Source organism: Actinoplanes flavus (assembly GCF_017592555.1).
GTDB lineage: Bacteria > Actinomycetota > Actinomycetes > Mycobacteriales > Micromonosporaceae > Actinoplanes > Actinoplanes flavus.
In genome coordinates this window covers 61,154-84,199 of record NZ_JAGFNS010000023.1, presented here as the reverse complement: position 1 = coordinate 84,199, position 23,046 = coordinate 61,154, and the positions used below count along the sequence as shown (strand labels likewise).

Annotated in this window: 18 protein-coding genes; 10 read left to right on the top strand and 8 right to left on the bottom strand. The window is 69.4% G+C overall.

Annotated features, from left to right (window positions below):
• Positions 1-11: 11 nt before the first annotated feature.
• The 3 genes from J5X75_RS30075 to J5X75_RS30065 form a co-directional block, all read right to left on the bottom strand.
• The gene (locus J5X75_RS30075; protein ID WP_208470906.1) at positions 12-1,511 is read right to left on the bottom strand and encodes an FAD-dependent monooxygenase; all 1,500 of its coding nucleotides are present in this window, start codon (positions 1,509-1,511) and stop codon (positions 12-14) included.
• Positions 1,512-1,583: 72 nt separating this feature from the next.
• Positions 1,584-2,201: a TetR/AcrR family transcriptional regulator gene (locus J5X75_RS30070; protein WP_208470905.1), complete on the bottom strand. Its 618-nt coding sequence runs from the start codon at positions 2,199-2,201 to the stop codon at positions 1,584-1,586.
• A 54-nt stretch (positions 2,202-2,255) separates the two neighbouring features.
• Positions 2,256-2,408 (bottom strand): hypothetical protein, encoded by a 153-nt coding sequence (locus tag J5X75_RS30065; protein WP_208470904.1) that lies wholly within the window; start codon positions 2,406-2,408, stop codon positions 2,256-2,258.
• Between the two features lie 305 nt (positions 2,409-2,713).
• Between J5X75_RS30065 and J5X75_RS30060 the strand changes: the two genes are divergently transcribed.
• Positions 2,714-3,373: a tetratricopeptide repeat protein gene (locus tag J5X75_RS30060; RefSeq protein ID WP_208470903.1), complete on the top strand. Its 660-nt coding sequence runs from the start codon at positions 2,714-2,716 to the stop codon at positions 3,371-3,373.
• 352 nt (positions 3,374-3,725) lie between these two features.
• On the opposite strand, the gene J5X75_RS30055 is transcribed toward J5X75_RS30060, so the two are convergent.
• Positions 3,726-4,565 carry a LysR family transcriptional regulator gene (locus tag J5X75_RS30055; protein WP_208470979.1) on the bottom strand — a complete coding sequence of 280 codons (840 nt, stop codon included), beginning with the start codon at positions 4,563-4,565 and terminating at the stop codon, positions 3,726-3,728.
• Between the two features lie 102 nt (positions 4,566-4,667).
• Here J5X75_RS30055 and J5X75_RS30050 point away from each other — a divergent pair, with 102 nt between their 5' ends.
• The 9 genes from J5X75_RS30050 to J5X75_RS30010 all read left to right on the top strand — a co-directional run bounded on the left by J5X75_RS30050 (position 4,668) and on the right by J5X75_RS30010 (position 13,391).
• A complete protein-coding gene (locus J5X75_RS30050; RefSeq protein ID WP_208470902.1) occupies positions 4,668-5,402 on the top strand; it encodes an SDR family NAD(P)-dependent oxidoreductase in 735 nt (244 codons plus the stop codon).
• A gap of 22 nt (positions 5,403-5,424) precedes the next feature.
• Positions 5,425-5,955 carry a S1 RNA-binding domain-containing protein gene (locus J5X75_RS30045; RefSeq protein ID WP_208470901.1) on the top strand — a complete coding sequence of 177 codons (531 nt, stop codon included), beginning with the start codon at positions 5,425-5,427 and terminating at the stop codon, positions 5,953-5,955.
• An 817-nt stretch (positions 5,956-6,772) separates the two neighbouring features.
• Positions 6,773-8,122, top strand: a complete 1,350-nt coding sequence (locus J5X75_RS30040; protein WP_208470900.1) for a helix-turn-helix domain-containing protein — start codon at positions 6,773-6,775, stop codon at positions 8,120-8,122.
• Positions 8,119-8,748, top strand: a complete 630-nt coding sequence (locus tag J5X75_RS30035) for an HAD-IA family hydrolase (RefSeq protein WP_208470899.1) — start codon at positions 8,119-8,121, stop codon at positions 8,746-8,748. The genes J5X75_RS30040 and J5X75_RS30035 overlap by 4 nt, the downstream gene beginning before the upstream one ends.
• Before the next feature lie 177 nt (positions 8,749-8,925).
• Positions 8,926-9,675 carry a hypothetical protein gene (locus tag J5X75_RS30030; RefSeq protein WP_208470898.1) on the top strand — a complete coding sequence of 250 codons (750 nt, stop codon included), beginning with the start codon at positions 8,926-8,928 and terminating at the stop codon, positions 9,673-9,675.
• An 85-nt stretch (positions 9,676-9,760) separates the two neighbouring features.
• Positions 9,761-10,675 carry a phosphotransferase family protein gene (locus J5X75_RS30025; RefSeq protein WP_208470897.1) on the top strand — a complete coding sequence of 305 codons (915 nt, stop codon included), beginning with the start codon at positions 9,761-9,763 and terminating at the stop codon, positions 10,673-10,675.
• A complete protein-coding gene (locus tag J5X75_RS30020) occupies positions 10,672-11,346 on the top strand; it encodes a class I SAM-dependent methyltransferase (protein WP_208470896.1) in 675 nt (224 codons plus the stop codon). The genes J5X75_RS30025 and J5X75_RS30020 overlap by 4 nt, the downstream gene beginning before the upstream one ends.
• Positions 11,347-11,367: 21 nt before the next feature.
• Positions 11,368-11,913, top strand: coding sequence for an HAD domain-containing protein (locus J5X75_RS30015; protein WP_208470895.1), 546 nt, complete (start codon positions 11,368-11,370; stop codon positions 11,911-11,913).
• Positions 11,914-12,413: 500 nt separating this feature from the next.
• Positions 12,414-13,391: a hypothetical protein gene (locus J5X75_RS30010; protein ID WP_208470894.1), complete on the top strand. Its 978-nt coding sequence runs from the start codon at positions 12,414-12,416 to the stop codon at positions 13,389-13,391.
• A 602-nt stretch (positions 13,392-13,993) separates the two neighbouring features.
• Here J5X75_RS30010 and J5X75_RS30005 read toward each other — a convergent pair.
• From J5X75_RS30005 to J5X75_RS29990, 4 genes are read right to left on the bottom strand one after another with little or no spacing between them, the layout of a single operon-like run.
• Entirely contained in the window at positions 13,994-15,163 is a 1,170-nt protein-coding gene (locus J5X75_RS30005) for a TIGR02679 domain-containing protein (protein WP_208470893.1), read from the bottom strand.
• Positions 15,160-19,491 carry an SbcC/MukB-like Walker B domain-containing protein gene (locus J5X75_RS30000; protein ID WP_208470892.1) on the bottom strand — a complete coding sequence of 1,444 codons (4,332 nt, stop codon included), beginning with the start codon at positions 19,489-19,491 and terminating at the stop codon, positions 15,160-15,162. Before J5X75_RS30000 ends, J5X75_RS30005 begins: the two co-directional genes overlap by 4 nt.
• Positions 19,491-20,642, bottom strand: coding sequence for a TIGR02678 family protein (locus J5X75_RS29995; RefSeq protein WP_208470891.1), 1,152 nt, complete (start codon positions 20,640-20,642; stop codon positions 19,491-19,493). Before J5X75_RS29995 ends, J5X75_RS30000 begins: the two co-directional genes overlap by 1 nt.
• Positions 20,639-22,192 (bottom strand): DUF2397 domain-containing protein, encoded by a 1,554-nt coding sequence (locus J5X75_RS29990; RefSeq protein WP_208470890.1) that lies wholly within the window; start codon positions 22,190-22,192, stop codon positions 20,639-20,641. The genes J5X75_RS29995 and J5X75_RS29990 overlap by 4 nt, the downstream gene beginning before the upstream one ends.
• Positions 22,193-23,046: the final 854 nt, after the last annotated feature.

The window sequence follows — 23,046 nt, the reverse complement described above, 5'->3', positions numbered from 1 at the left end:
CAGGGCCCCGGTCACCGCGGATCGCCGAAGTGGCCGGTGAGCGCGGCGCGCAGCGTGTCCGCGTCACCGGCCGACCAGGCGACGAAGCAGTCCGGCCGTACGAGCAACGCGGTCGCGGCCGTGCCCTCCAGCGGGCCGGTGACCACATCGACGCGGTCGCGCCATCCGGCGGTGGCCTCGGCGTAGGCGCCGGTAGAGTCGAGCAGCAGCGGACGGGCGGTACGGGTCAGTTCGGCCAGGCGCACCGGACCGTCCGCGCCGTGCACGACCACATCGGGTGCGCAGCGGCCGGCCAGCGGATCGGCGGGATCGGCCGGATACGCCACGTCCGCGCCGGACATCAGCGCCGCGATGTGCCCGGTCACCTCCGGCTTGCGCAGCAGTTCGGCGAACAGGCCCCGCAGCCCGGTGATGTCGTCACCGGGGCTGATCAGCGCCGACTGGGCCTGTGTGGACATGACGACCCGCTCGGCGACCGGGCGGCGCTCCGTCTCGTACGTGTCGAGCAGCCCCGGCGGCGCCCAGCCGTGCACCGTGGCGGCGAGCTTCCACCCCAGGTTGGCGGCATCCTGCAAGCCCAGGTTGAGGCCGGGGCCGCCGATCGCCGGGTGCACGTGCGCGGCGTCGCCGACCAGCAGCACCCGGCCGGCGCGGTAGCGGGCGGCGATGCGCGTGTTCCCGCCGGTCAGCCGCCGCAGCAGTCCGGGGCCGTCACTCGCGTCGAACGCGATGCCCGCGCCGAGCACCCGGGCGACGCTGTCGCGCAGTTCCGCCAGGCTCATCGGCGTCTCGTCGCCCGGCAGCGTGTCCGGCCACTCCGTCGTGCTCAGGATCGCCGGGCGGCCGGGGAACGGCGCCCAGGCGATCAGGCCACGCGGGGTACGGGTGTGCATGAACGGCGGCACCACCCCGTACCCGGGAACGAGCAACCCGCCGGTGGCCGGATCCAGGGCGGACGCGGGCACGGTCACGGTGGCGGTCCGGGAGACCGACCGGTCGTTGGTGACACCCGGGAAGTCGATGCCGGCGAGACGGCGCACCACACTGCGGCCACCGTCGGCGCCGACGACGAAACGGGAGGTGAGCCGCGTACCGTCGGCGAGGACGACCTCGACCGCGTCCGGGCACTGCCGAAGGTCGGCGACCTCGTGGCCGCGGCGCACGTCGACGCCGAGTTCGGCGGCCCGGGCCGCGAGCCCGGCCTCCAGCTGGGCCTGCGGCACACCGAGCACGTAGTGCGGATTCTCGTCGAGCATCGTGAGATCCAGCGGGAACGCGCCGAACGTGAACGCCGGCTGCGGCCGCGGTGGACCGGTGTCGCCGCTGAGCCGCGTGTAGAGGCCGCGGCGGTCGAGCAGCCGCACGACCTGCCCGACCAGGCCGTTGGCGCGGGGTTCGCCGGTGGGCGCGGGGTGGCGTTCGAGGACGACCGGGTGGACGCCGGCGAGCGCCAGTTCGCAGGCGAGCATGAGGCCGTTGGGGCCGGCTCCGGCGATGAGGACGTCAAGCATGATGTGATCCCTTCGGGGCGTGCGTCATCGCCGCGGCGGGCACGGCCCGCCACGGGAGTGGGACGGTGGCGGTTAGCGGGCCGGCGCCGGGAGACCCGCGGCGACCTGGGCGAACGCGTCGGTGATGAGGCGGTCGATCGGGGCCGGGTCGGCGCTGTCCAGGAAGTGCTGCATGGCGACGCCGACGGCCGCGCTGGCGGCGGCCGCGACGAGCCGCGGATACATGTCGGTGGCGAGGTCGGTGCCGGTACGGTCGGCGACAGCGGCCGCCAGCTCGGCCTCGGCCCGTGCGGTGGCGCGCAGCCGCTCACCCTGCAGCGCGGGCTCGGCGAGCATGGCGCGGACGCCGGCCGTCCATTGCGCGTGTGCGGGCGACGGCATCGCCTCGACCTCGGGGCCGCGGGTGAACTGCTCCAGCGCGGCGGCGGTCAGCGCCTCCCACAGCGGCTCGGCGGCGGGGCGCTCGCGCAGCGCGGCGGCGGTGCGCAGGCTGCGGTCGAGGTGACGGGAGGCGATCGCCTCGGCCTTGCTGGAGAAGTAGTTGTTGAAGGTGCGCGGGGAGACCCCGGCCGCTTCGGCGATGTCCTCCACGCGGACGTTGTCGTAGCCGCGCTCGGCGGTGAGGTGGATCGCGGCCCAGCCGAGGGCGGCCCGCGTCTCGGCTTTCTTGCGCTCGCGTAGTCCCGTCATGTCACCACCGTATCAATACTTGCGCGCCACGCAAAGATGCGTGGCACGCAAGATTCATGCGGTGGTGGCCACCGTGACGATGTCGCGGTTCTCCAGGACGTGGCGCGAGTAGCCGTGGCGGGCCAGGTGCAGCGCGACGTCACCCATCTGTTTCGTGCTGGTCATGAGCACCGGCGTCAGGCGCAGCAGGCGGACGAGGTTGATCATGGTGAAGGTGCGGGCCGCGGCGTTTCGGCGGGCTTGATACCGACCGAACTGTCCCGAAACCCGCTCACGTCCGCGTGTCTCTCACTCCCTTCTTCCGGTACGCGTGAGCCCGCCCCGCCATGCTGCGGCCGTCCCGTCCGCGCCGCGCGTGCCGACGGGATGGTCCCGCCTGTGCCGCGCCCGCCGGGCGTAGATCGGTGGGCCATCCAGATCGAGCCACGGTGCCGCTTCCCCGAACGCCTGCAGCCGTCCGATCTAGACTCTTGGCTCCAGCACGTAGGGCGAAGCCAGCGGGGGCGGCCACGATGACCGAAGACCGGCTCGAACAGGCCAGGAAAGCGTACGAGCAAGCCGTGTACGGCGGTGACGCCGGCGCGCTGACCGAGAGCGAACGCGCGTTGGACGCGGTCGAGGCGGATACGGCTCTCGCGCGGGCGAAGATCCTGCATGCGCGATTTCAGAGCGCTACCGCCGGCAACGGCGATGCGCCGGCCGAGGATCCCGCCGAGCTGCCGTTGTTCGAGCGAGCGCTCGAGTTGTACAAGGCTCTGAGCGACGCACGCGGCGAAGCCGAGGCGCTGTTCTGGATCGGCTGTGTCCACCAGTTCATCCGGCGTGACAACGACACCGCGATTCCCTACTTGGAACGCTCCTGCCGGCTCGCCGCGGAGACCGGGGACAAGCACACCCGATCCGAGGCTCTGCGGCACCTGGGCATCGCGGCCCATGCCGCCGGGCGGCTGGACGAGGCTCGCGAGCGGCTGGAAGAGTCGTCTCGGCTGCGCCGCGAAACCGGGTCACTGGCGGGTGTGGCCTCCAACATGGTCGGGCTGGCCTACATCGCGGCGGCGCAAGACCGCCGAGCGGCCGCGCTCTCGATACTCGACGAGGCGCACACCATCGCCCGCGCCCACGGTGCTCACGCCGTCATGCGGCACCTCGAGCAAGCCAGAAGCAGAATCTGATCAACGGCAGCGGGCGGCGACCGCGCCGCCTACGACGGAAATCCGGTCAGGCCATGCAGAAGAGGGGCCGTTCCACGATCCAGAGACGAGGCAGCACCTCGAACCCGGCCTGGTTCGGTGGCAGGACGTCCACGATCGCACGGCCCGACGGGCTGAGCGGCGGCAGGTGGGTGAGGCGACGCCGTCGCCGGCCTGCCCGGGCACCGATCTGAGCCCGGCGGGCGCGGCACCGGCCGGACCACCCCGCCGGCACGCGCGGCGCCGACGGGACGGCCGCAGCATGGCGGGGCGAGCTCACGCGTACCGGAAAAAGGCAGTGAGAGACACGCGGACCTGTCCCGGCCGGTCGCCGTTACAGCTCGGCGGCGGTACGGACGAGGGCGGCGACCGCCAGGGATCGGCTGTGCGGGGGCCAGGCCAGAACGGTGGTGACGGTGGGCGAATCGGTCAGCGGGATGGCGGCGTGCGCACTCCACAACGCCGACCGGGCAGAGGCACAGTTCACGCCGACCGCCTGGCCCAGGGCGATCAACTGGGCCAGCTGCAACTGGTCGTGGATCTCCGGACCCGGGCCCGGTTCGTAGGTGGCGTCGTGGCGGGGCCACCGCGCGACCGGCAGATCCGGAATGTCGTTGATCTCGGCCGTGGTCAGTGACGTGCGTGCGGCGAGCGGATGCCCGGCGGGCAGGATGGCGATCAGCTGCTCGGTCAGCAGATCCTCGGTGTCGAACCCGGCGAGGTCGTCGAACGGGCGATGCATGAGCGCCACGTCGGCACGGCCGTCGCGCAACATCCGCGCCTGCTCGCCCATGCCGCACAACAGCACCTCGATCTCGGCCGGATCCGGCCCGGCCGCGTTGGCGTCGAGAAGCTCGCGCAACAGTTCATGATTCGTGCCCGCCTTGGTCACCAATGTCAGGCTCCTCGGGGAGGACGCGGCACGCCGGGCGCGCCGGGCCGCGGCAGCCGCGCCGTCGAGGACGCTACGAGCCTCGCCGAGCAGCACCCGACCCGCGCCGGTGAGGGTGACGCCGCGACGGTCACGATCGAACAGGGTGACGCCGAGTCGCCGCTCGAGCTGCTGGATCGCCCGGGACAGGGGCGGCTGAGCGATACCGAGACGCTCGGCTGCCCGGCTGAAATGCAGCTCCTCGGCCACGGTGACGAAATACCTGAGTTCGCGGGTCTCCAACAGGGGCACCGGCCCACGATACGGGCGGTGATACCGGCCGGGTATGACAGCACACCCGATCAGTGTTGGGACACCGATCGCCGACAGACCACGATCAACCTCATGAGCGACACCAAGACCGTGCTGGTGACCGGCGCGAACAAGGGAATCGGGTACGAGATCGCGGCCGGGCTCGGCGCGAAGGGCTACCGCGTGGCGGTGGGCGCCCGCGACAACACCCGGGGCGAGGCGGCCGTCGCAACCCTGCGCGCCGCCGGGATCGACGCGTTCGCCGTCCCGCTGGACGTCACCAGCGACCGCAGCGTCACCGAAGCCGCGGACCTGATCGGCCGCCACGTCGAACGACTGGACGCGCTCGTCAACAACGCCGGCGTCCCCGGCGAGATGGGACCCGGATGGCTGCAGGATCCCACCACACTCGACCTCGGCAACGTCCGCACCATCGTGGAGACCAACGTCTACGGCGTGATCCGGGTGACCAACGCGATGCTGCCATCGCTGCGCCGCGCACCGTCGCCACGCATCGTCAACGTCTCCAGCAGCGTCGGATCGGTGACCTTGCAGGCGGACCCGGCCATCGAGATCGGCCCGGTCATGGCGGCCTACGCGCCGACGAAGTCGTACCTCAACGCCGTCACGGTCCAGTACGCGCGACAGTTCACCGGCACGAACATCCTCATCAACGCCGCCTGCCCCGGCCTGGTCGCCACCGACTTCACCGGCCTGCACGGGCGGCCACCCCGAGACGGCGCGGCCATCGCGATTCACCTCGCCACACTGCCCGACGGCGGCCCGACCGGATCGTTCTTCAACGACGCCGGCGCCATCCCCTGGTGACGGATCCGGCTAAGGTCCGACTGTGGACCGACCCGACGTCTCTGCGGCCGTGATGCGATTCCTGGCGACGCTGGACCCCGGCGACGTCGTTCACGGCACGGTGGCACGAATCGAGAACTTCGGCGTCTTCGTCAACCTCGACGATGGTCCCGAACCTGAGATCGGGTACGTGCCACCACCCGAGGTGTCCTGGAAATGGATCTCCTCCGCCCGTGACGTCGTGGCCGAGGGCCAGCGGGTCGCCGGCCGAATCCTGGCGGTCGACACCGACTTCAGGGGACAGGCGGTGCTGTCGCTGTGCGCTCTCCAGCCGAACCCTTGGACGGTGTGGGCAACCCGAGTCGGCAGCCTGGTGACCGGCCGCGTCGACAGAAACGTCGTGGCGCTCGGTGTGTTCGTCGAGCTTGACGAGGGGATCGCCGGGCTCCTGCCCCGCGACGAGGTGGCGGTGGCCGGCGAGCAAGCGCGGCTTCTTCCGGGGCGGGAACTGACTGTTCGGATCGCGGAAGTGGAAGTCCCTCGGCGACGCATCCGTCTGTCCCTACCAACCTGAGCCGCTTGCAGGGGCGGAGCGCCGCTCCCGGTCGCTGATCGTTCGAGAAGTCGCCCACTCAGTGTCAGGTCTCGCTGGTCATGGCCGGAGAATGTGCTGCTGATCTGCGGTTGGTCACTTCGGATGAGAACGTCTAACTGGGTGTGTTCTATTCAAGTGGTGGTGCGCACGGTTGATAACGAGTGCGGCGAGCCGCACTCAACACCAATAAGGTCGGCTTCGCCGACCCTCTCCAAAGAAGACCCGATCGGCCAGAGGTCTGGTGCGGATCTGTTGCCATTTGGTTCCAGGTACCGGCTCAACCCGAGGGGCAGCAGTCCTTGGTCATCGTTCGCGAGGCGGTATCTGTGCCGGTCGTCAGGTCACAGCACTGGACCGGCGGAGAAGCGGTCGTGGGTGCCGATGCGAAGCTCATCCGGCGAAGCGGGCCAATCTAAAGCTGTCCGCCCCAGCGCCGAGCCTCTGCGACACGACCCGGATCTACGACCGCCACGGGGCTCAGGAGGGAGAGGTGACAGCGGCCGGCGGGCCATAGCGGTGTCGTCCAGTCAAAACAGGTGCCCGACCGGGCAGAAACTGAGGCTAGCGAGAGTCCGGGTGTCCCGCCATGAACTTTGACAACGTGCCGATGGCGGTATCCGTGCGGTGGCCGACGATCGGGCGCCCTGATGTCGGCGCCTGGCGGCCCTTTTGTGGATGATGCCTTGGTTCACGGTTCGTCGGGTTGGTCTGTCGAGGGGACGGTTCCGGCGAGTACGGTGGCGTTCGGTAGTGATGTGTATCCATGTTGGTGCGGTCAGTCCTCGGGGTGTGTCCGGTGGGGGAGATCGACAAGATCATTGGCAGGCGCATCGAGAAAGGCCGGAGGCGCAGGGGCCTGCTGCAGCATGAACTCGGTGCCGCAGTCGGCCGGTCCGAGTCGTGGGTGAGCCAGGTCGAGCGGGGCGTCATCGCGTTGGATAGCGTGTCGATGGCGGAGCGGATAGCCGCGACGCTCGGACTGCCTGTCGGTCAGATCCTGGCGTTCGACGTGCGTTACCGCGCGGCGGCTCCAGCGGTGCCGCCAGCTCGCCCGCGCTCGTCGCCGGCACACCCGCTGTCTCCCGATCGGCCCGGTGATGAGGCAAGCTCGGATGCTGTGCTTCGTCGCTCCTTCACTCTCGGCTCGCTGGCCGGGTTGACCGCCGCCATCGCGGGCCTGTCGCCCGATGCCCGCGCGCAGGTCAATCGGCCTTCCGGTGGCATCGTGGACCGAGTAACGGTGAGCGAGTTGCGGGCCATCGGTGCCAGCTACCGCCGCTCCTACAAGTCGTTCCCGGCGTCCAGCCTCGTCCCGGTGGCGCGGGACCAGGTTCAGTTGGTGCTTTCGCTGCGGCCGAGGGATCAGCCGGCCGAGGTGCGATATTCGTTGCTGGCGCACATGGCGGAGATGGCCGCGCTGGCCAGCGCGCTGCTGTCGCTGGATCTGGGTGACCCGGGGCAGGCCGACGCCTATATGGATCTCGGCTATCAGATCGCGAAGGAGATCGGTAGCCCGGAGCTGGCCGCGTTGATCATGGCGGGACGGGCGTTCCGTGCATCCTTCAGCGGCGATCTTGATGGCGGGCTGGACTATGCGCTCGCTGCCGTGGATGCCGCCGAGCGTGGGGCGTCGCGGCGGATGTGGGCGTGGACGAATGCGGTCGCTTCCGAGATGTACTCCGGGATGGGGGACGTTCAGGGAGTTCGCGCCTGCCTGGAGCAGGCCCGCATCCTGTTGACCGGGCCGATGGACGACGAGCGGTGGGGTGGCATCGCCTGGTTCGACCTGTCCAAGGCTGATGCCTACGAGGGCAGCAATCTGGTCCGCCTCGGCCGACATACCGAAGCCCTGCCTGCTCTGGACAAGGCGATCGAGAGCCTGTCGCCGGAGATGCTGCGGCACCGTTGCACCGCGCACATCTCCCGTGCGGAGGCGCATGCCGGGGCCGGCAACATCGAGGCGGCGTGCGACGACGGTCACGCCGCCTTGGCTCTGGTCGCCCAGGTTCAGCACCGGGAGACGCTTCGCCGCGTTACCGCCTTGCACCGGGACGTGCGGATTCATCAGACCGCGGGGACGCGGAGCCTCGGCGAGCATCTGATCGATACTCGAGCTCTGCTCAAGACGACGGGGAGTGTTGTATGAGCCGCCGTGCGGGCCTGATCCTCGACTTCGGTGGGGTGCTGACCACGAGTGTGGCCGCGTGCGCGGCCGGTTTCGACCGGCGGGCCGGTCTGCCTGACGGCACGTTCCTGTCCGTGATCGCCAAGGACCCGGAGGGTGTCGCGCTGTACGCCGATCTGGAACGTGGGGCGATCACCCAGGTCGAGTGGAACGAACGAACGGCTGCCCTGCTCGGTATCGACGGCACCAACCTGCTCGGTAGGGTTCTGGAGGACCTGCACCCGGAGCCGACGGTCATCGCGGCCGCTCAGGCCGCCCGCGCTGCCGGGATCAGGGTGGGGATCTTCTCCAACAGTCTCGGCACCGCACCGTACGACGTCTATGCCGGCTACGACCTGGACCGGCTCTACGATGCCGTGCTGATCTCCGAGCACTACAACATGCGCAAGCCCGATCCAGCGATCTACACCATCATCCTTGATCTCATGCGGCTGCCCGGGGAGGCGTGCGTGTTCGTCGACGACACCGCCCGCAACCTGGTACCCGCCGAAGGACTCGGGATCGTCACGATCCTCGCAACGGATCCGGCGGACACGATCGCGCAGATGGAGGCCCAGTTCGGCATCCCACTGCGGGCACGGGCGTAGCAGCGACCCGCAGCCGGGTTGTGGGCCCACAATCGGGCTGCGGATGCGGGCGTTGTGAAGACGGCACTGTGTTCTCCAAGGCCGCCGGCGGATGCGACAGGGACTTCCCCGATCCGCCGGCGACCGTCCAGCCGCACCGGCACCCGACAGGATGCCCTTTTCGGAACGGAGATCAAGGTGACCACCACCGTCACACCCAAAACGATCACGGTCGAACTGCCCGAGGCGTCCGACCCGCGCTGGAACCGCCTGCCCGGCATCACCGTGGACGGCAAACGCATCACCATCGACCCGACCGACTACTTCTTCCGCTTCGAGAACAGCACCTGGCTCGTGATCGACTGGGAGACCGTGAAATCCGAGCTGCTGCACGTCGTCGAGACGCCGGCCGCCGCGGTCGAGCAGATCGCACTGGACTTCGTGACGACCCATGGCCGCGCGACCCGTGACGCCGGCGAGGTCCTCGCGATCGCCTTCCAGGTGTACTCCTACCTGTTCCGGGAGGAGCATCTGGCCACCCTGGGCCTGCCGGACGTCACCGCCGAGCACCTGCGGATGCTGCGCGAAGCCGCGACCTTCATGGCCCTCAACAAGGTCGAACTGGACGGGCACATCTCCAACGTCGGCCCGTGCTGGTTCTTCCCGTCGGCCACCGGCGTCGTGTTCGACCTCTCCGAGACCGAAGGCCAGATGCTCGACGAGGTCTACCACGGCGGCTGGTTCAACGAGTACCGCCGCATCGAGGCCATCAAGGCCCACACCGCGCTCGGCGGACGCCTCGTCCACGGCTGCCAGTCCGCTCCCAACCAGTCCGGCGGCGTCGTCGCCGCCTACGGCACGTCGATGGCGAACTTCGCCGTCGAACTCGCCGGGATGAAGGACGAGTGGATTCAGCGGGTCGAGTCACACCGGGTGACCGCCGTCTGACCCCTTCGTTGTCCTACCGGTTCGGGACGGCGGTGCCGTCCCGGACCACCCCAGCCGTCCGCCCCACGCCGTACGGAGTCTGCCCGTGGACACCCAGCTCATCACCGCCCTGCTCACCGACATCTGCACCGGCACCGACCTGCCCGAACCGCGCCGCGACCCGATCCGGGTGTGGTCACTGTCAGGCGTGGAACGGCTCACCTTCCCCGACAACACCACCGCCATCTACAAGTTCGCTTCCCCACCGTTCACCACCGAGGACCAGGTGCTGCACGCGGCCGCCGCTGCCGGGATCCCGGTGCCTGCCGTCATCGGTGCCATCGTGCGGGACGACCTCCTGGGCATGGTCATCGAAGACCTCGGCGAGCCCGTCCGGGACGCGACCGAGCAGGACGGCATCATCGCCGCCATCGCCCTGCACCAGGCCACCCCCGCTGTCGATCTGCCCGAACTCGACGCCGAGGCCCTCACCGTTCTGCCGGTCCTGGCCCGCGAGCACCTGAACCGGCTCCGCGACAAGGGCCGGTGGACAGTTGGCACCGACGACATCGCCGCCATGCTGGAGGCCCTCGCCACCGGGGCCGCAAAACGGGCCGAAGGCGCCACCATCGCACCGTGGGGCTGGGTGCACTCGGAGTTCCACCCCACCAGCCTGCACATCAGCGCCGACGGCTGGTGCCTGCTCGACTTCGCCCGCGCGTTCACCGGTCCCGGCCTGCTCGACCTCGTCTCCTGGCACGGCACCGTCGACGACGCCGATCCCGGCCGGGTCCGCCGCTTCATCGAGGCGTATGTCGCCGCCGGCGGCCATCCGGATGCCCTGAACGAGCGCGGTGGTCTCACCCCGCAAGCCTGGGCGCTGGGATGGCACCGGGTCTGGGCTGTCGAATGGTTCATGGAGCAAGCGCTGCGCTGGATCAACGACCCCTCCCAGGACGGGGTCTACATCGACGTCGTCCGCCGTCACCTGCGGACGGCCGTGCACCTGCTCGAACCGTGACCGCGACATTCTGGGACGCTCATGCCGCCGCCCGGCTCACCCAAGGTCCGGTGATCCCGCTGGACCCGCCGCCGAGAATGGAATGGACCCAGCGGCCCGGCATCGGTCCCGGAACGGAGATCATCGGCGAGGACCTCACCGGCCGCCGCATCGTGGAACTCGGCTGCGGTGCCGGCCACAACACCGCCCACCTCACCGCAGCCGGCGCCGCCGTCGTCGGCGTGGACCGCTCAGCCGGGCAGATCCGCCGAGCCGTCGCCCACTACGGGCACACCGGAGCCCAGTTCCGGCACGCTGATGCACTGCCGTACCTCACACGCGCCTCGCAGGGCCTCGATGTGATCTTCTCGGTCTTCGGCGCGATCGGCACTAGCGAACCAACCCGGCTACTTTCCGCGTGCGCTCGCAGCCTCACCCACCACGGGATCCTGGCGTTCTGCCTGCCGCACCCGCAGCGGACCGGCGCCATCCCGGCCTACCCGCGCACCCGTGACACCGCGACCCTCCAGGACGGCCGTACCCACCTCATCGAGCACTGGGACATGGCACCGGTCGCATGGACCAGCGCCCTGAACCAGGCCGGACTGACGGTTTCCGGTGTTTACCACCTCCATGCCCCTGCCGATGCCCGATGGCCCACCACCCTGCTGATTACGGCACGCAAACTCTGACCAATGTTGGGAGAAGGCGTGATGCACCAGATTCCCTACCTGCTGCTGGACATTGACGGTGTCCTCATCCCGTTCCCCGCCGAAGACAAGTCCACCCCCTCCACACACCGGCACCATCAGGTCCGTATGACCGGCTACCCCGAACCGATCTGGGTCTGGCTCAACCCCGACCACGGCCCGCTGATCACCGACGTCATCAACACCGGCCTGGTCCGGCCGGCATGGTGCACGAGTTGGCGCATCGACGCCCCGCGCCAGATCGGACCGCTGCTCGGACTGCCGGCCTTTGAACACATCGAACTGCCCCGCCTGCCTATCACCACCAGCCACCCCGACGGCTATCTGTGGAAACGCGACCACGTCGCAGGCTGGCTCGGTGGCGCCCCCGTCGTGTGGATCGACGACGACTTCACCCCGCTCGACCATCAGTGGGCCGCTGAACGCACCGCGGGCACGGCGGCAACTCTGCTGGTCGAACCCGATCCGCACACCGGCCTTCGCCCGGAGCACATGCACACCGCCCTGAACTGGGCACGTAACCTCGCCAGCGTCAGAGCAGCGGCTTGAAGAAGGCACACTGCACCCAGCGGGCCTCCGGCGCTCAACTGGACCGTCGACTCGACCGGTCTCGCGAGTGGCCACTCCGACACGGCATACCGGTCACCCGAGAAAGATCCACACGATGGTTTGCGCCTTGAACTGGGTGGCGATGCCTGCCTAGCCGCGCCGCCACCGCCGCCTGAGCGGTCCTCCGAGCCGCTCGGCGGCCGCGGTCGTCGCACCAGGACGCCTGCTGCTAGACTTCAGCGCGGCAGCATGGACTGCCCTTCTCCGAGTCTACGTCCCCACGCGACGAAGACGCCGAGGACAACGGTGGCCGATCCAGAGCGCAATACCTGTCGGATAGAGATCTCTCTCGTGGCACAGGGCTGGCAGGCGTGGGTTGCACAGTCCGGAGCAGAGTTGAGATGACCTCCGATCACCACACCTACCATCGCGAGCTCCAAAAGGATGCGCGCGCATGGGCGGCTTTCACCGGGACGAACTACACCGCCGCACTACGGCAGATGCAGTCCCCGCTGGCTCAAGGTCTCCTCGGGGAACGGGTCAGCGCCCGACACCTGATCGCCACCCTCGAAGATCACCCGCTGGTCGGCGCGCGCGGGGGTGAGCCCCGGCTTGACGAGAACGGGTTCCTCTCCGCGGTGGCGCCGTGGCGTCTCCGCGGAGAGAACGCCTTTATCGAACTGGCTCTCGTCACCGACATGCTGCGGATGTTCACGCCGCTCCCGGACACGGTGGCACCCGAAGTGGGTAGCTACTCCTTGAAGCACACCGTGGAGGAGTTTCTCAGCCCGTACTGCTCCTACGTGTCCAACGGCCGCCTGATCTGGGCGGCGGCAGCGCTGGGACTTTCGATCATCGACCCCGACGGCGAGGGGCCGAACCTGCTGATCGGGGTGCCGGAACGCGAGCACGACTATGTGCGCCGGATGACCGGCCGGGGGTGGAACCGGCCGAGGGCCTACCACCACCGCCCCGCCGGATACTCCTACCTGCAGGAAGCGCTAGCACGGGCGGCAGCGGACGAGTACCTCACCGACGGCTGGGAACGGCCGGTTCCGGTGGCCGTGGCAGCGCCGTTCCACGACTGGCTGATCGGGCAGGTCGGCCGTGACGACGTCATCGGCGATCTCGCGGGCGACTACGCCGCGGGAGTGCGCGACAGTGACCACCGCGTCGCCCGTACCCCGGACGAGCTTCTGGCGATCTTTCACGAGATCTCACACTCGTCCGAGGCCTACGACGCCGTGGTGACCGCGATCGCGGAGTGGATCAGGACGGAACCGTCGGCGGCACCCGTTCGTACCGAGCGGATCAGCGGCGGCCGGAACGGCCGAGGCGAGTACCGGTGCCCCTGCGGCTACGGAAGCATCATCGAAGAGCACGACGTGTGGATCACCTGCGACCAGTGCCGGACGGAGTGGCGCTTTGTCGGCGGCAGGTCCGTACGGGACTGGCGTCTAGTGCCCGCGTCGGTCTGACAGGCTCGCCCGGAGCGGCCGTCACACCCACAGGTCGAGCAGGCCCCCATCGGGTCGGGGAGGCATACCGATGCGTGGTGTTGCGTGTCGTGGTGGTGTACGTCGGTGTCCAGAAGGAAGGCGTGACTGCCGCCGTCCCGGCAGACCTGGGTGGAGCCAACAAGGTCGGGGCCGTCGGAGGGCGCCGGGGCGTACCGGCTCATCGGTACGCCCCGGCCTTGAAACGGTCCCAGCCGATCCGCAGATAGAGATCTTCCCTGGGCGGACAGTTGCCTGCAGCGCCGGAAGTCGCTGGCTGACGTAAGCGACGTCGGCGTTCACCGGCTGCTACACGTTGGGTACATCTTCCGTCGTCACACGATCACGATATCGGTGGTTTGCCCAGAACTCCCGCTGGTGCAGCCGGCTCATGGTGGGGGCTCCGGCAGTCGGGGATGATGCGTCGCGAGTTGAGGATCGCCGAACCACCGAACCGACGACGCGGCTCGAAAGCTGGCTCGCATGTCGACGACACGATCCTGTGCCGCGACTGCATGCTGAAGGTCCTTACCGGTGACCTGGAGCTTGCCTTGCCGTGGCCGAGCTGCTTGTGCGGGGCGTGTTCAGCGCTGCCTGCCGGTGGAAGGCGCCGCTGCCGCGGTAGATGGTGCCGGATGCGCGACGTCGCCGACGAGCTGGTCGAGGCGTGCTTCCTCGTATGTTCCGTCCGCGTCGGGCAGCCACTCCTCAGCGGTTGGCAGGGCGAGCATTTCGGTGAGGAACTGTCGGCCGGCGGTGTCGCGGTCGGCAGTGACCAGCAGACGGGTTCCGGCGGCGGCGAGGGCGTGCAGCAGCGTCCACGCGGCGACGGACGGGCGCCCGTAGATGCAGATGAGCGGCTGGCTGTTCGAGCCGTACCGGGCGGCTGCTGTTTCGACGATCGCGGGGTTCTCGCAGACTCGGACGGCCTGGTCGGGTGACAGCGGTCGAACAGGGCCACGCAGTGAGCGGGCGGTCAGCCACACCGGTTCGCCGCAGTCGGCAGCAGCGGTTGCGATGACCGCGGCCGGGGAGGGCCCGTCCAGGGGCAGGTTCAGGACCAGGACGGTGGACGACACTTCGTCGCAGGCGACGCCGTGGCCTGCCCATACCGTCCGCCATTGCCCCGCGGTCAACGCCTGATCGGCTGCAGCGCTGCCGTTCGTGGGGTCGGCGGCGGCGGCGAGGAGGCGGGCGGCGGCACGGCCGAGATCCGCGTCGCGGTCGAGGGCGTGCGGGTCGCCGAACAGCTGGTTTGCGAGTTCGGGCAGTGGCCGGCCGGCGGCGGGAAGGGTCTGCCACAGCCGGGCCAAAGCTGCGGCGCGGCCGGGGATCGGCAGGCCTGCTTTGTCGAGCCAGCGGCGGTCACGTGCCAGGCGGACAGCGTGGGTGGGAACACCGGCGTCGGTTAGCTGCCGGTAGGCGTCGTCCACGGCGGTGCGGGCAGCTTCGGCAGCCACGGCTTTCTCTGCGGGGCGGTCCCGGAGCGGCCCGCCGATGGCGACGAGGAGGTCTGCGAGACTGGTTCCGGCCTGCTTCAGTTTCGTGTCGAGGGCTCCGAGGCGGACGTGGTCACCGGTGGTGTCCCAGGCCATGCCGAGGAGTTTGGCGACCTGATGCCGTTGGATGGTGTCCAGGTCGACGCGGACGGTGACGCGGGGTCCGGTTCGGCCGTTCTCGTACAGCAGCCGGGCGGCGGCGAGGACTTTCGCCGGGCCGGGAAGTTTCGCCCACGTGTCGAGGGTGGTGTTCACTGCTGCTCCTCGCCGGCGTTGCTGGTTTCGCTGTCGCTGGGGCTGACGGTGGAGAACAGGTCCGGGCCGTCGTAGTCACCGAATGTTGGTTTCGGTGCCTGCATGACTTTCGCGGCGACGTCGGCGACGGGCACGATCTGCAGCGTCTGCCCGGCCCATAATGTCAGGGCCAGGTCGACGCCGGGCAGCGGCTCCGGTGCGCGGGCGACGTGCCAAATCGCGGCGGCGGGAACGTGCGCGGACGCGACCAGCGTTGCCGGGCCGGCGACGAGCAGGTCGAGGTCGAAGTCGACGAGCATGCGCATCATCGTGGCCTGGTTCTTCAGGTCGACACCCACGAACGCTTCGTCGAGCCACAACGGCCGTGGTGAGGCCGCCGATTCGGAGTACAGGGTGACAAGGGTGGCCAGCAGCGGCTGCAGCAGCGTGACGGCTTTACCGCCACCGGAGTCGACGGTGTGTTCCTGCTTGGTCAGCGGCAGCCACCGGGTCGGGTCCCCGGAGTCCTTCGCGACCCGGAACTCGCAGACGACGTCGAACCAGGTGCGGTAGTCCAGCAGCATCGCGACGCGTTTGACCCACTCGTCCTCGCCGGGTTCCGCGTCGGTGGCGGGCAGGTCGTGGGCCTGCTGCAGGCGGTCGGCGAGGAACAGCCGGATCTGCTCCTGGGCGCTGTCGGAGGCAATCACGCCGTCCTCGATCGCTTTGAGGATCTTGAACCCCGCGGTGTTCCCGGCGGCGGGATGCCGGCGCAGCCGCAGGGTCATCTTGTCCGCGCCGGTCGGATGGCGTCCCAGGACGGTGTTGACCTGGTTCAGCAGGTCGATGACAGCGCGGAGCCGGTCGGAGAGATGGTCGATGAACGTCGACGACAGCAGCTCGGTGTACATCGCGTTGAGTTTCGTATCGTGGCTGGCGGTCAGCTCGGCGACGAGGTCGTCGAGGTGACCGATCGCGGCGGCGGGGCTGAGCTGCTGCCCGGACGCGTCGACGGTCATGACGACCTGAGGCAATGGCCGGACGTCGTCGGCTTCGATCACCGACACGGACCGGCCACCGGACGCTTCGAGTACCGCCTGCAGCTGGGTCACCGGTGTGCCGACAACCTTCGACAGCAGCGTACTGACTTTCTGCTCCTTGTCGCCGCTGCTGGCCGGCCACCCGGCGGGTTTCAGCGACTGAGCGGTGCGGGCCTGCTCGAGCGCGGCAGTCAGGTCACGGGTCTCGCCGGTGGGCAGGTTCCGGGCTTCGGTGAGACCGGCGTCGACGGGAATCCACCACTGCTCGGCGGCGGTGACTCTGCGGTTGCGGGCTTTGGTCTGATCTGCCTCGGCCTGCTGCGCGTCTTTCTCCGCCGCCGCGGCGGCACGTGACAGGCGTTTACCTTCCTCGTTGCTGTTCGTGATCGACTTGTTCAGGTCGCCGACTTCGGTGGTGAGTTTCTGCTCCCGTTCGAAGATTTCCTTGTCCGACAGGTCGATCGACTTGTCGGCCTCGTCCGCCGCGGCGACGGCAAGGGCTGCTTCGGCAGCAAGAGTCCGGGCGTTTTCTTGGGCGTCGGTGAGGCGGCCGGTGGCCTGTTCCGCCGCCGTGATCGACGCGGCGGCGGCTGCTTCACCCGCGGTGCGCTCCGCGAGCGCGAGCCGAAGTCCCGAGACGGCGGTCGCTGCTTCGTCGACGGCGGCGGCGGTCTTCTCCACCTGCGCCGGCTGTGACGGCAGGTGATGTTCGGTGGCGAACCGGATCACTTCCCGGTTTGCGTCGTCGACGGCGGTCCGCAGCTGGCGGGCAGCAGCTGCGGATGCGACGTGTCGCTGCTGGGCCTTGTCACGTTCGGTGTTCGCCGTGGTGAGAGCGGAACCGGCAGCGGCGGTGTCCGCGTCGGACGGGGCCTGCCGGGCCGCATCACGCAGCCCGGCGATGAGCGCGGTGGTTTCGGTGACAGTGTGGTCGAAGGTTTCCGCGGTGTGCCGTTCGGCGGCGGCGGCGGCGCGCAGGTCGGCGATGTCACGGGCCCGGCGCGCGGCTCGGGCGGCCGTGCCGATCAGTTCCGCGCCGTGCGGCGCCCGCCCGGCCCGGCCGTGAACGACCGGGGTCCGGAAACCACCGTCCGCTGCGACGGAGAACCCTGCGGTGTGCTCGCCGCTGGTGGTGTACCCGATCCCGGTGAGGATTCGGACGACGGCGTCGTTCAGCGTGCCGGCGTCCGCTGCCGGCTGCAGAACATCGGTGAGCGTGGCACCAGCGGCGGCCGCTGGGAGGATCGCGACGAGGTCGTCGCCGTCACGGCCGGGCTGCCACATCCCGTCGGCGGTGACCCACGCGTCAAGGATCCCGGCGGCGAACAGGGCCGCTTCGACGTGGTCCAGGACGTGGTTGTCGAGGCCGTCGACCGGGTCGAGGAGCCGCCACAGCGGTGCGCCGTCACCGGTCTGCTGCGGCCGGTCACGGCGCGACCAGCCGACCGGTGCGGGAGCGGACGGGTCGGTGTCCTTCTCCCGCTGGTCCGCGGCGTCGTCGGCGGCTTTCGCTCGGACCCGGGCGGCCGCGGCTTCGGTGCGGGCGTGCGACAGTTGGTCGGTCAGCGGCGCAACGGCGGGATCGAGCCAGTCAGCGGTGATCAGACCGGACAGGACCTGCCGGGGTCGGGCGGAGTTCGCCTCGCGGGTGACGTCCTGCAGCCACCGTTCCCGGGCAGCGATCGGTGGCGCATCCGCGCCGAGGGTGTCGGCCCACTGCTCGACACCGTCGGACAGGGACTGCAGCGCATCGGTCAGGTCTTCAAGCGCTTGGGTGGCGGCATCACGGCGGGTGTTGTACTCCGCCTCGCGTTCCACCGCGACCGACTCCGCGGCCTGCCATTTACTGTCCGCGGTGCTCGCGGCGCCCAGCAGTCCTCGTAGGGTCACGATCCGGCGGCGGCGGTCGGCGACGGCTGCGTCAAGCCGGTCAACGTCGCCGTCGCGGGCCCAGCCCGCCGCGGCGTCACCGAGACCCGCAGCGGCGGCGAGGGTGACGGTGTGGTCGACGGACGCGGTCACCGCGTCACGGACACCACCAAGAAGGCGCTCCGCGTCGCTCATGCTGGCCTGCGCACGGTTGTGATCGGCTTGCGCATCGGACAACGCCCGGGCGGCGTCGGCGGCGTGGCGGGTGGCGGTGTCCGCAGCGGCGCGTTTGCTGCGGGCGTTCGCTGCCCGGTTTGTGGCGTCACGGTACGCCGCTGATTGCAGCAGCTCGTTGTGCTGGCCCTGCGCGTGATCCCGGGCGGTGATCAGGGTCGTGGTCCGCTCGGATTCGGCATTCAGATCCTTGCGGGCCTGATCCAGGACAGCATTCGCGGCCGTGACGGTGTCGTCCGCGCCGGCGCAGGCACCCTCGGCATCAAGGAGCCGGTCGGCGTACAGCCGGATCGTCGCATCCGCCCACGGCCGCCACGACCGGCTCACGTAGCCGGTGATCGCGGTGCGGGCGTTGTCGGCCTGGTCGCGGTCCTCACCGAGCTGCTCGACCTGCTGCCAGCTGCCGGCAAGTTCAGCGACCTCGTCACGATCCAGCGCCGGCAGCGCCGCCCGGATCTGTCCAGTGAAGAAGTCCGCGTCCAGGACTTTGCCGAGGTTCGGGGTCCGCAGCGACCGCAGCATCGTCAGGACGGTCTTGTACCGCTCCGGGTCGTCGATACCGAACAGCTGCTGCGCGATGTACGCGGCGTACACCTTTCCGCTCTTGTGTTCAATGACCCCGTCAACACCGGTGAGATGTTTCGGTTCGTGGACCGACTGCCCGGCGATCAGGTCCAGGCCGTCACGGACCCGTTCGGGGCCGTGGCAGGTCAGCCACGCCGTCGTCAGGTCCTGCACACTGCGTTTCGCCTGCGCGTACAACAGGAGAGTGAAGTACTCGACGGTGTCGTCGGGGCGCCGCCGGCCGAACTCAACCCAGATCCAGCCCCGGTTCGTCGACGATGTCGTGTCCCGCCGGTCTTTCGGCCCACCGGTCGGCTCGACGTAGTACCGGAACTTCTTACCGGACTCACCGAACGTGTCGATCAGATGCGCGCGGATCTCGCCCTGCAGCATGATCAGCGTCGTCAACGTCATCAGCGTCGACTTACCCGACTGGTTCTGCCCGGTCAGCTGCGCCCAGCCGTCCGCCCACCAGTACTCCGCGACGTCGAACTCCCACATGTTCACGACCCCGGCCCGCAGCGGCGCCCACCGCTCGCGGCCCGGGACAGGCAGCGTCCCGGATGACACTGCGTCACGCCACTGCGCGAGGAGCTCGTCGGTCATGTCCGGGCCCGGCTGCGCCGGATGGAAAGCAGACATCAGGTGAGGTCCCCCGCAGTGTTGTACGTGACGCCGGGATCGCGGTACCGGCCGGCGACCGGCGACAGGATCCAGCCGCCGTCCGCCGTGACGGTCAGCAGCCCGAGCCCGGTCAGTTTCGTTTCCGCGTCCGCGCGGACCGTTCCCGGCACGGACTTCTGTGTCTTGTTCATGTAGTCGCCGCGTTCTCGCAGCAGATAGTCGGCCAGGTTATCCACCTGCGTGCTGGTCAGGACGACGGTGCCGTCCGGCTGCCGGGTCCCTTCCCGGCCGGCGTCGTCGGCCAGCAGCAACGCGACCCAGTCCGCGGCTTTCGCGCGTGGCCAGTCGATCACCGTCGGCGGGATCCGGCCGTCGTCGTCTGGCAGGATCAGCACCAGCCCTTCCGTGCGGGCCTCGACCGTGCCTCCGGTCATCAGGGCGAGGTCCTGTGCGCGCAGGCCACGCTGGCGGCGTAAAAGGTCCGCGCCACCGTCGTCAAGGTCGGCGTACAGCACCGCCGGGGTTTCCAGCAGCGCCCGCAGCTGCCGCATCGTGCGGGATGCGGCGATCATCTCCGGGTCCGCGGGTTCCGGGTTCAGCGCCAGAGCGACCGTGTCCGGGCTGGTCATCAGCAGCAGCGCGTCCTTGTCGACCTCGTATCCGGCGCCGGGTCCGTCGCCGCCTTCGATCCAGTCGTCGAGAAGCCGGTCGTCGCTGGTCCGCCGCCGCAGGACACCCAGGGTGTCGAGGTACTCCGCTGCCGCGCGGAGCATTCGCCGCTGGCTACGGTCGTCTGGGTCGTACCCGGTGACCTGCACACCCGGCGTCGCCGAGAGATCACGGACCATGTCCGACAGCCGCTGCAAGGTGATGGTGCCGTTCACGTCCTCACAACAGGCAGCAAGGCAGCAGATCAACGCCAGCAGCCGCCGGCCCGGCGCGTGCTGCGGCCGTGGCGGTAACGCGACCGTGCCGGCGACCGGCACCCGGATCAGGCGAACCGCACGGCCGAGACGCTGAACCCGGTACCCGGACCGGCGCGCATGGTCGGTGACCCGCTGCATGTTGCCCAGCACCTTGCGGTACAGCGACGTGTCCGTTGCCGCGGTCACCAGCGGCTGTGCGAGCAGGCCGACGAAGGCACGCTGCGACTCCGACGCCGCGCTCATGCGGGCACCCCGGCGACGCTGATGTGCAGCCGCACCTCCGGGTGCACGAGACGACCCGACGACACTTTCACGACCGCGGACCCGGCGTTCGGGATCGGTTCGCTGCGGATGTGCCATCTGCCGTCGCCGGTAACGACCTCCCGAACACCGGCGGCATTCGGGCGGGCGGTGGACACGGTCGACAGCAGCATCAGCAGCATCTCCAGCTCAGGGTCGGTGACCTCGGTCCATTGCGACAGCAGCAGTCCAGACCGGGCGACAACCGCTGCCTCGGTGCGGGCGGTCTCCTGCTGCTGTTGCCGGTTACGTTCCCGGGCGGCTTTGCGGTTGTCGCGGTGGTCCGGGATTCGTGACGCCGTGCCTGTTGTTGCTTTCGGTCCGTGTTTGCGAAGCCGTGCCTCAACCTGGACCGGGTCGGCGTCCCAGAAACTCGACGCGGACGGGTTACCCGCCGGGGCCTTGGTCGTGCCGGGCAGGTGTACCGCCGAGTACAAACCGGTCGCGGTGCACCACAGCTGCCACGCCGTGGCGTCGTCGTCGGATGCTTCCAGCCGGCCGGCCAGCGCCAGCAGTTCCGCACGGCGGGACACGTGACCACCGACTGCGGCCAGGGTCCGCTGACCACGCAGTAGCGGCTGGATCGTGTTCCGCATCTGCCGCCGCAGTTTGCGGGCCTGGCACTGCGGGCCGTCGAACCACGCCCGCAGCGTGTCCAACGTCCGCCGGTACGAACCGCCGAGCTCGGTGATCGCCGTGTCGTCGGCGCTGGCTCCGAGGTTGTGCACGGCGATGCGCCGCCACACGCTGTCCGCCAGCCCGGTCAGTGTTGCGACCTGCCTGGTGATTGACTCGGAATGCGTGTCGACGCCGGCGCCCCACATGTCGACGTAACGGCTCAGGGTCTCCTGCACCACGGCGATCTTCTCCGACGTCGGCGTACCTGCCAGAGCCCCGGCCAGGCGGGCCTGCCAGCCGGCTGCGGCACGTGCCATCGCCTGGTGGGTGTTCTCGATGATTGCCCACGCGGACGCGGCCGCAGCCGGATCCGTCGTGACCGACTCGGCCAGCACGGCCAGGTTCGCGGTCAGCACCCCCGGCGCGAGCGTTGCCGCAGCGCCGGCGGCGAGGTCGTCCCCGAGGCCGGTCACCGCCCGGTGCAACTGCGCCGCGGTCTCTGTCAGCTGATACCGGTCCAGGTCGCGGACGAAGTCCGCGTCACGTAACGCCCGATCCTGGAAACGATGGATGACGTTCCACCGTTCGAGGCTCGTCATCCGGTCTTTGAGGTCGAACCCCGCCTCGTCGACGAGGTTCGGATCTACACCACGGTCAGTCAGGTGAGCACGCAGCAGGTCGGGCATGTCAGCAGCTGCCACGCCGGTCAGCGTGTGCTGCTGCTGATCCAGCAGCACCGACACGATGACCTGATACTGCGCGGCGAACTTCCCGGTCAGATACGACGCCTCGATCAGGCCGCCGGGCAACCCGGCGAGCTGCCACAGGTCGGGGCCTGACCCCTCGCGTTCCTCGTCAGGCTGTTCTGACCGCACCTGCCGCCCCCTTGCGTTCGCCTGTTTCTGTGCTCCGGCCGCAGCAGGCAGACCACCCGGACCGGCAAACAGGTTGACGCCGGGATCGTCGGTCAGGCGGCGGAGCGCCCCGAAGCATAAACGGCTGGTACGACAGTTCCGGCCAAGGTGAGCCAGGCCACGACCGGCAACCGTCCGAAACCGTATAACCTATGGTTTTTGCGTATATCCCCTGTTCGTAGGCTGTTTTAGTGCGAGGCCGGCGAGTGGAAGTGCCATCGAATCGCTGCACAGTCCGTCACCGTGACGCACTAAGGCATCAGGACGAAAAGCCCGCTCCGCGCCCGTCACCTCCCACACGGTGCGCAGCGAAATACTCACCGGCGTCCGCGCTTACGTCCGAGCGACCTGCGCCTCGACAACAGCCGAACCCCCTCGCCGCACCGCACCTGGGCTGGTCCGGGCGAGTTCGCTGACCCGGCCGGTCACGTCGGCGTCGTCGACCGGCCGCAGACAGGGGAGTGAGGCGCCGGCGGAGGGAGCAGGCTGCGCGCTCTGTGGGTGCGGGCGAACACGGACACCGGCCATGATCGTCTGACCGCAGTGCGGGTAGCCGCTGCCCGGTTCGCGACGCACGGGGGTGCCCGCAGACGGTGACGCCGAAGGGTGAGGTGATGATCCAGCCCTTGAGGAGGCTGGCGAGGGCTCCGGTGACCGCATCGGTGAACAGCCACGGTTCGTGACGTTCGGATCTCGGTGGAGGCCTTGCGGCCGGCCTGCAGTGACGATCCGCGGCAGCAACAGCGCGGGTAGCCGTTGCAGCCAGACGACAACGGCGGCGCGGAAACGGCCACTGGATCATCAGCGACTCGCCT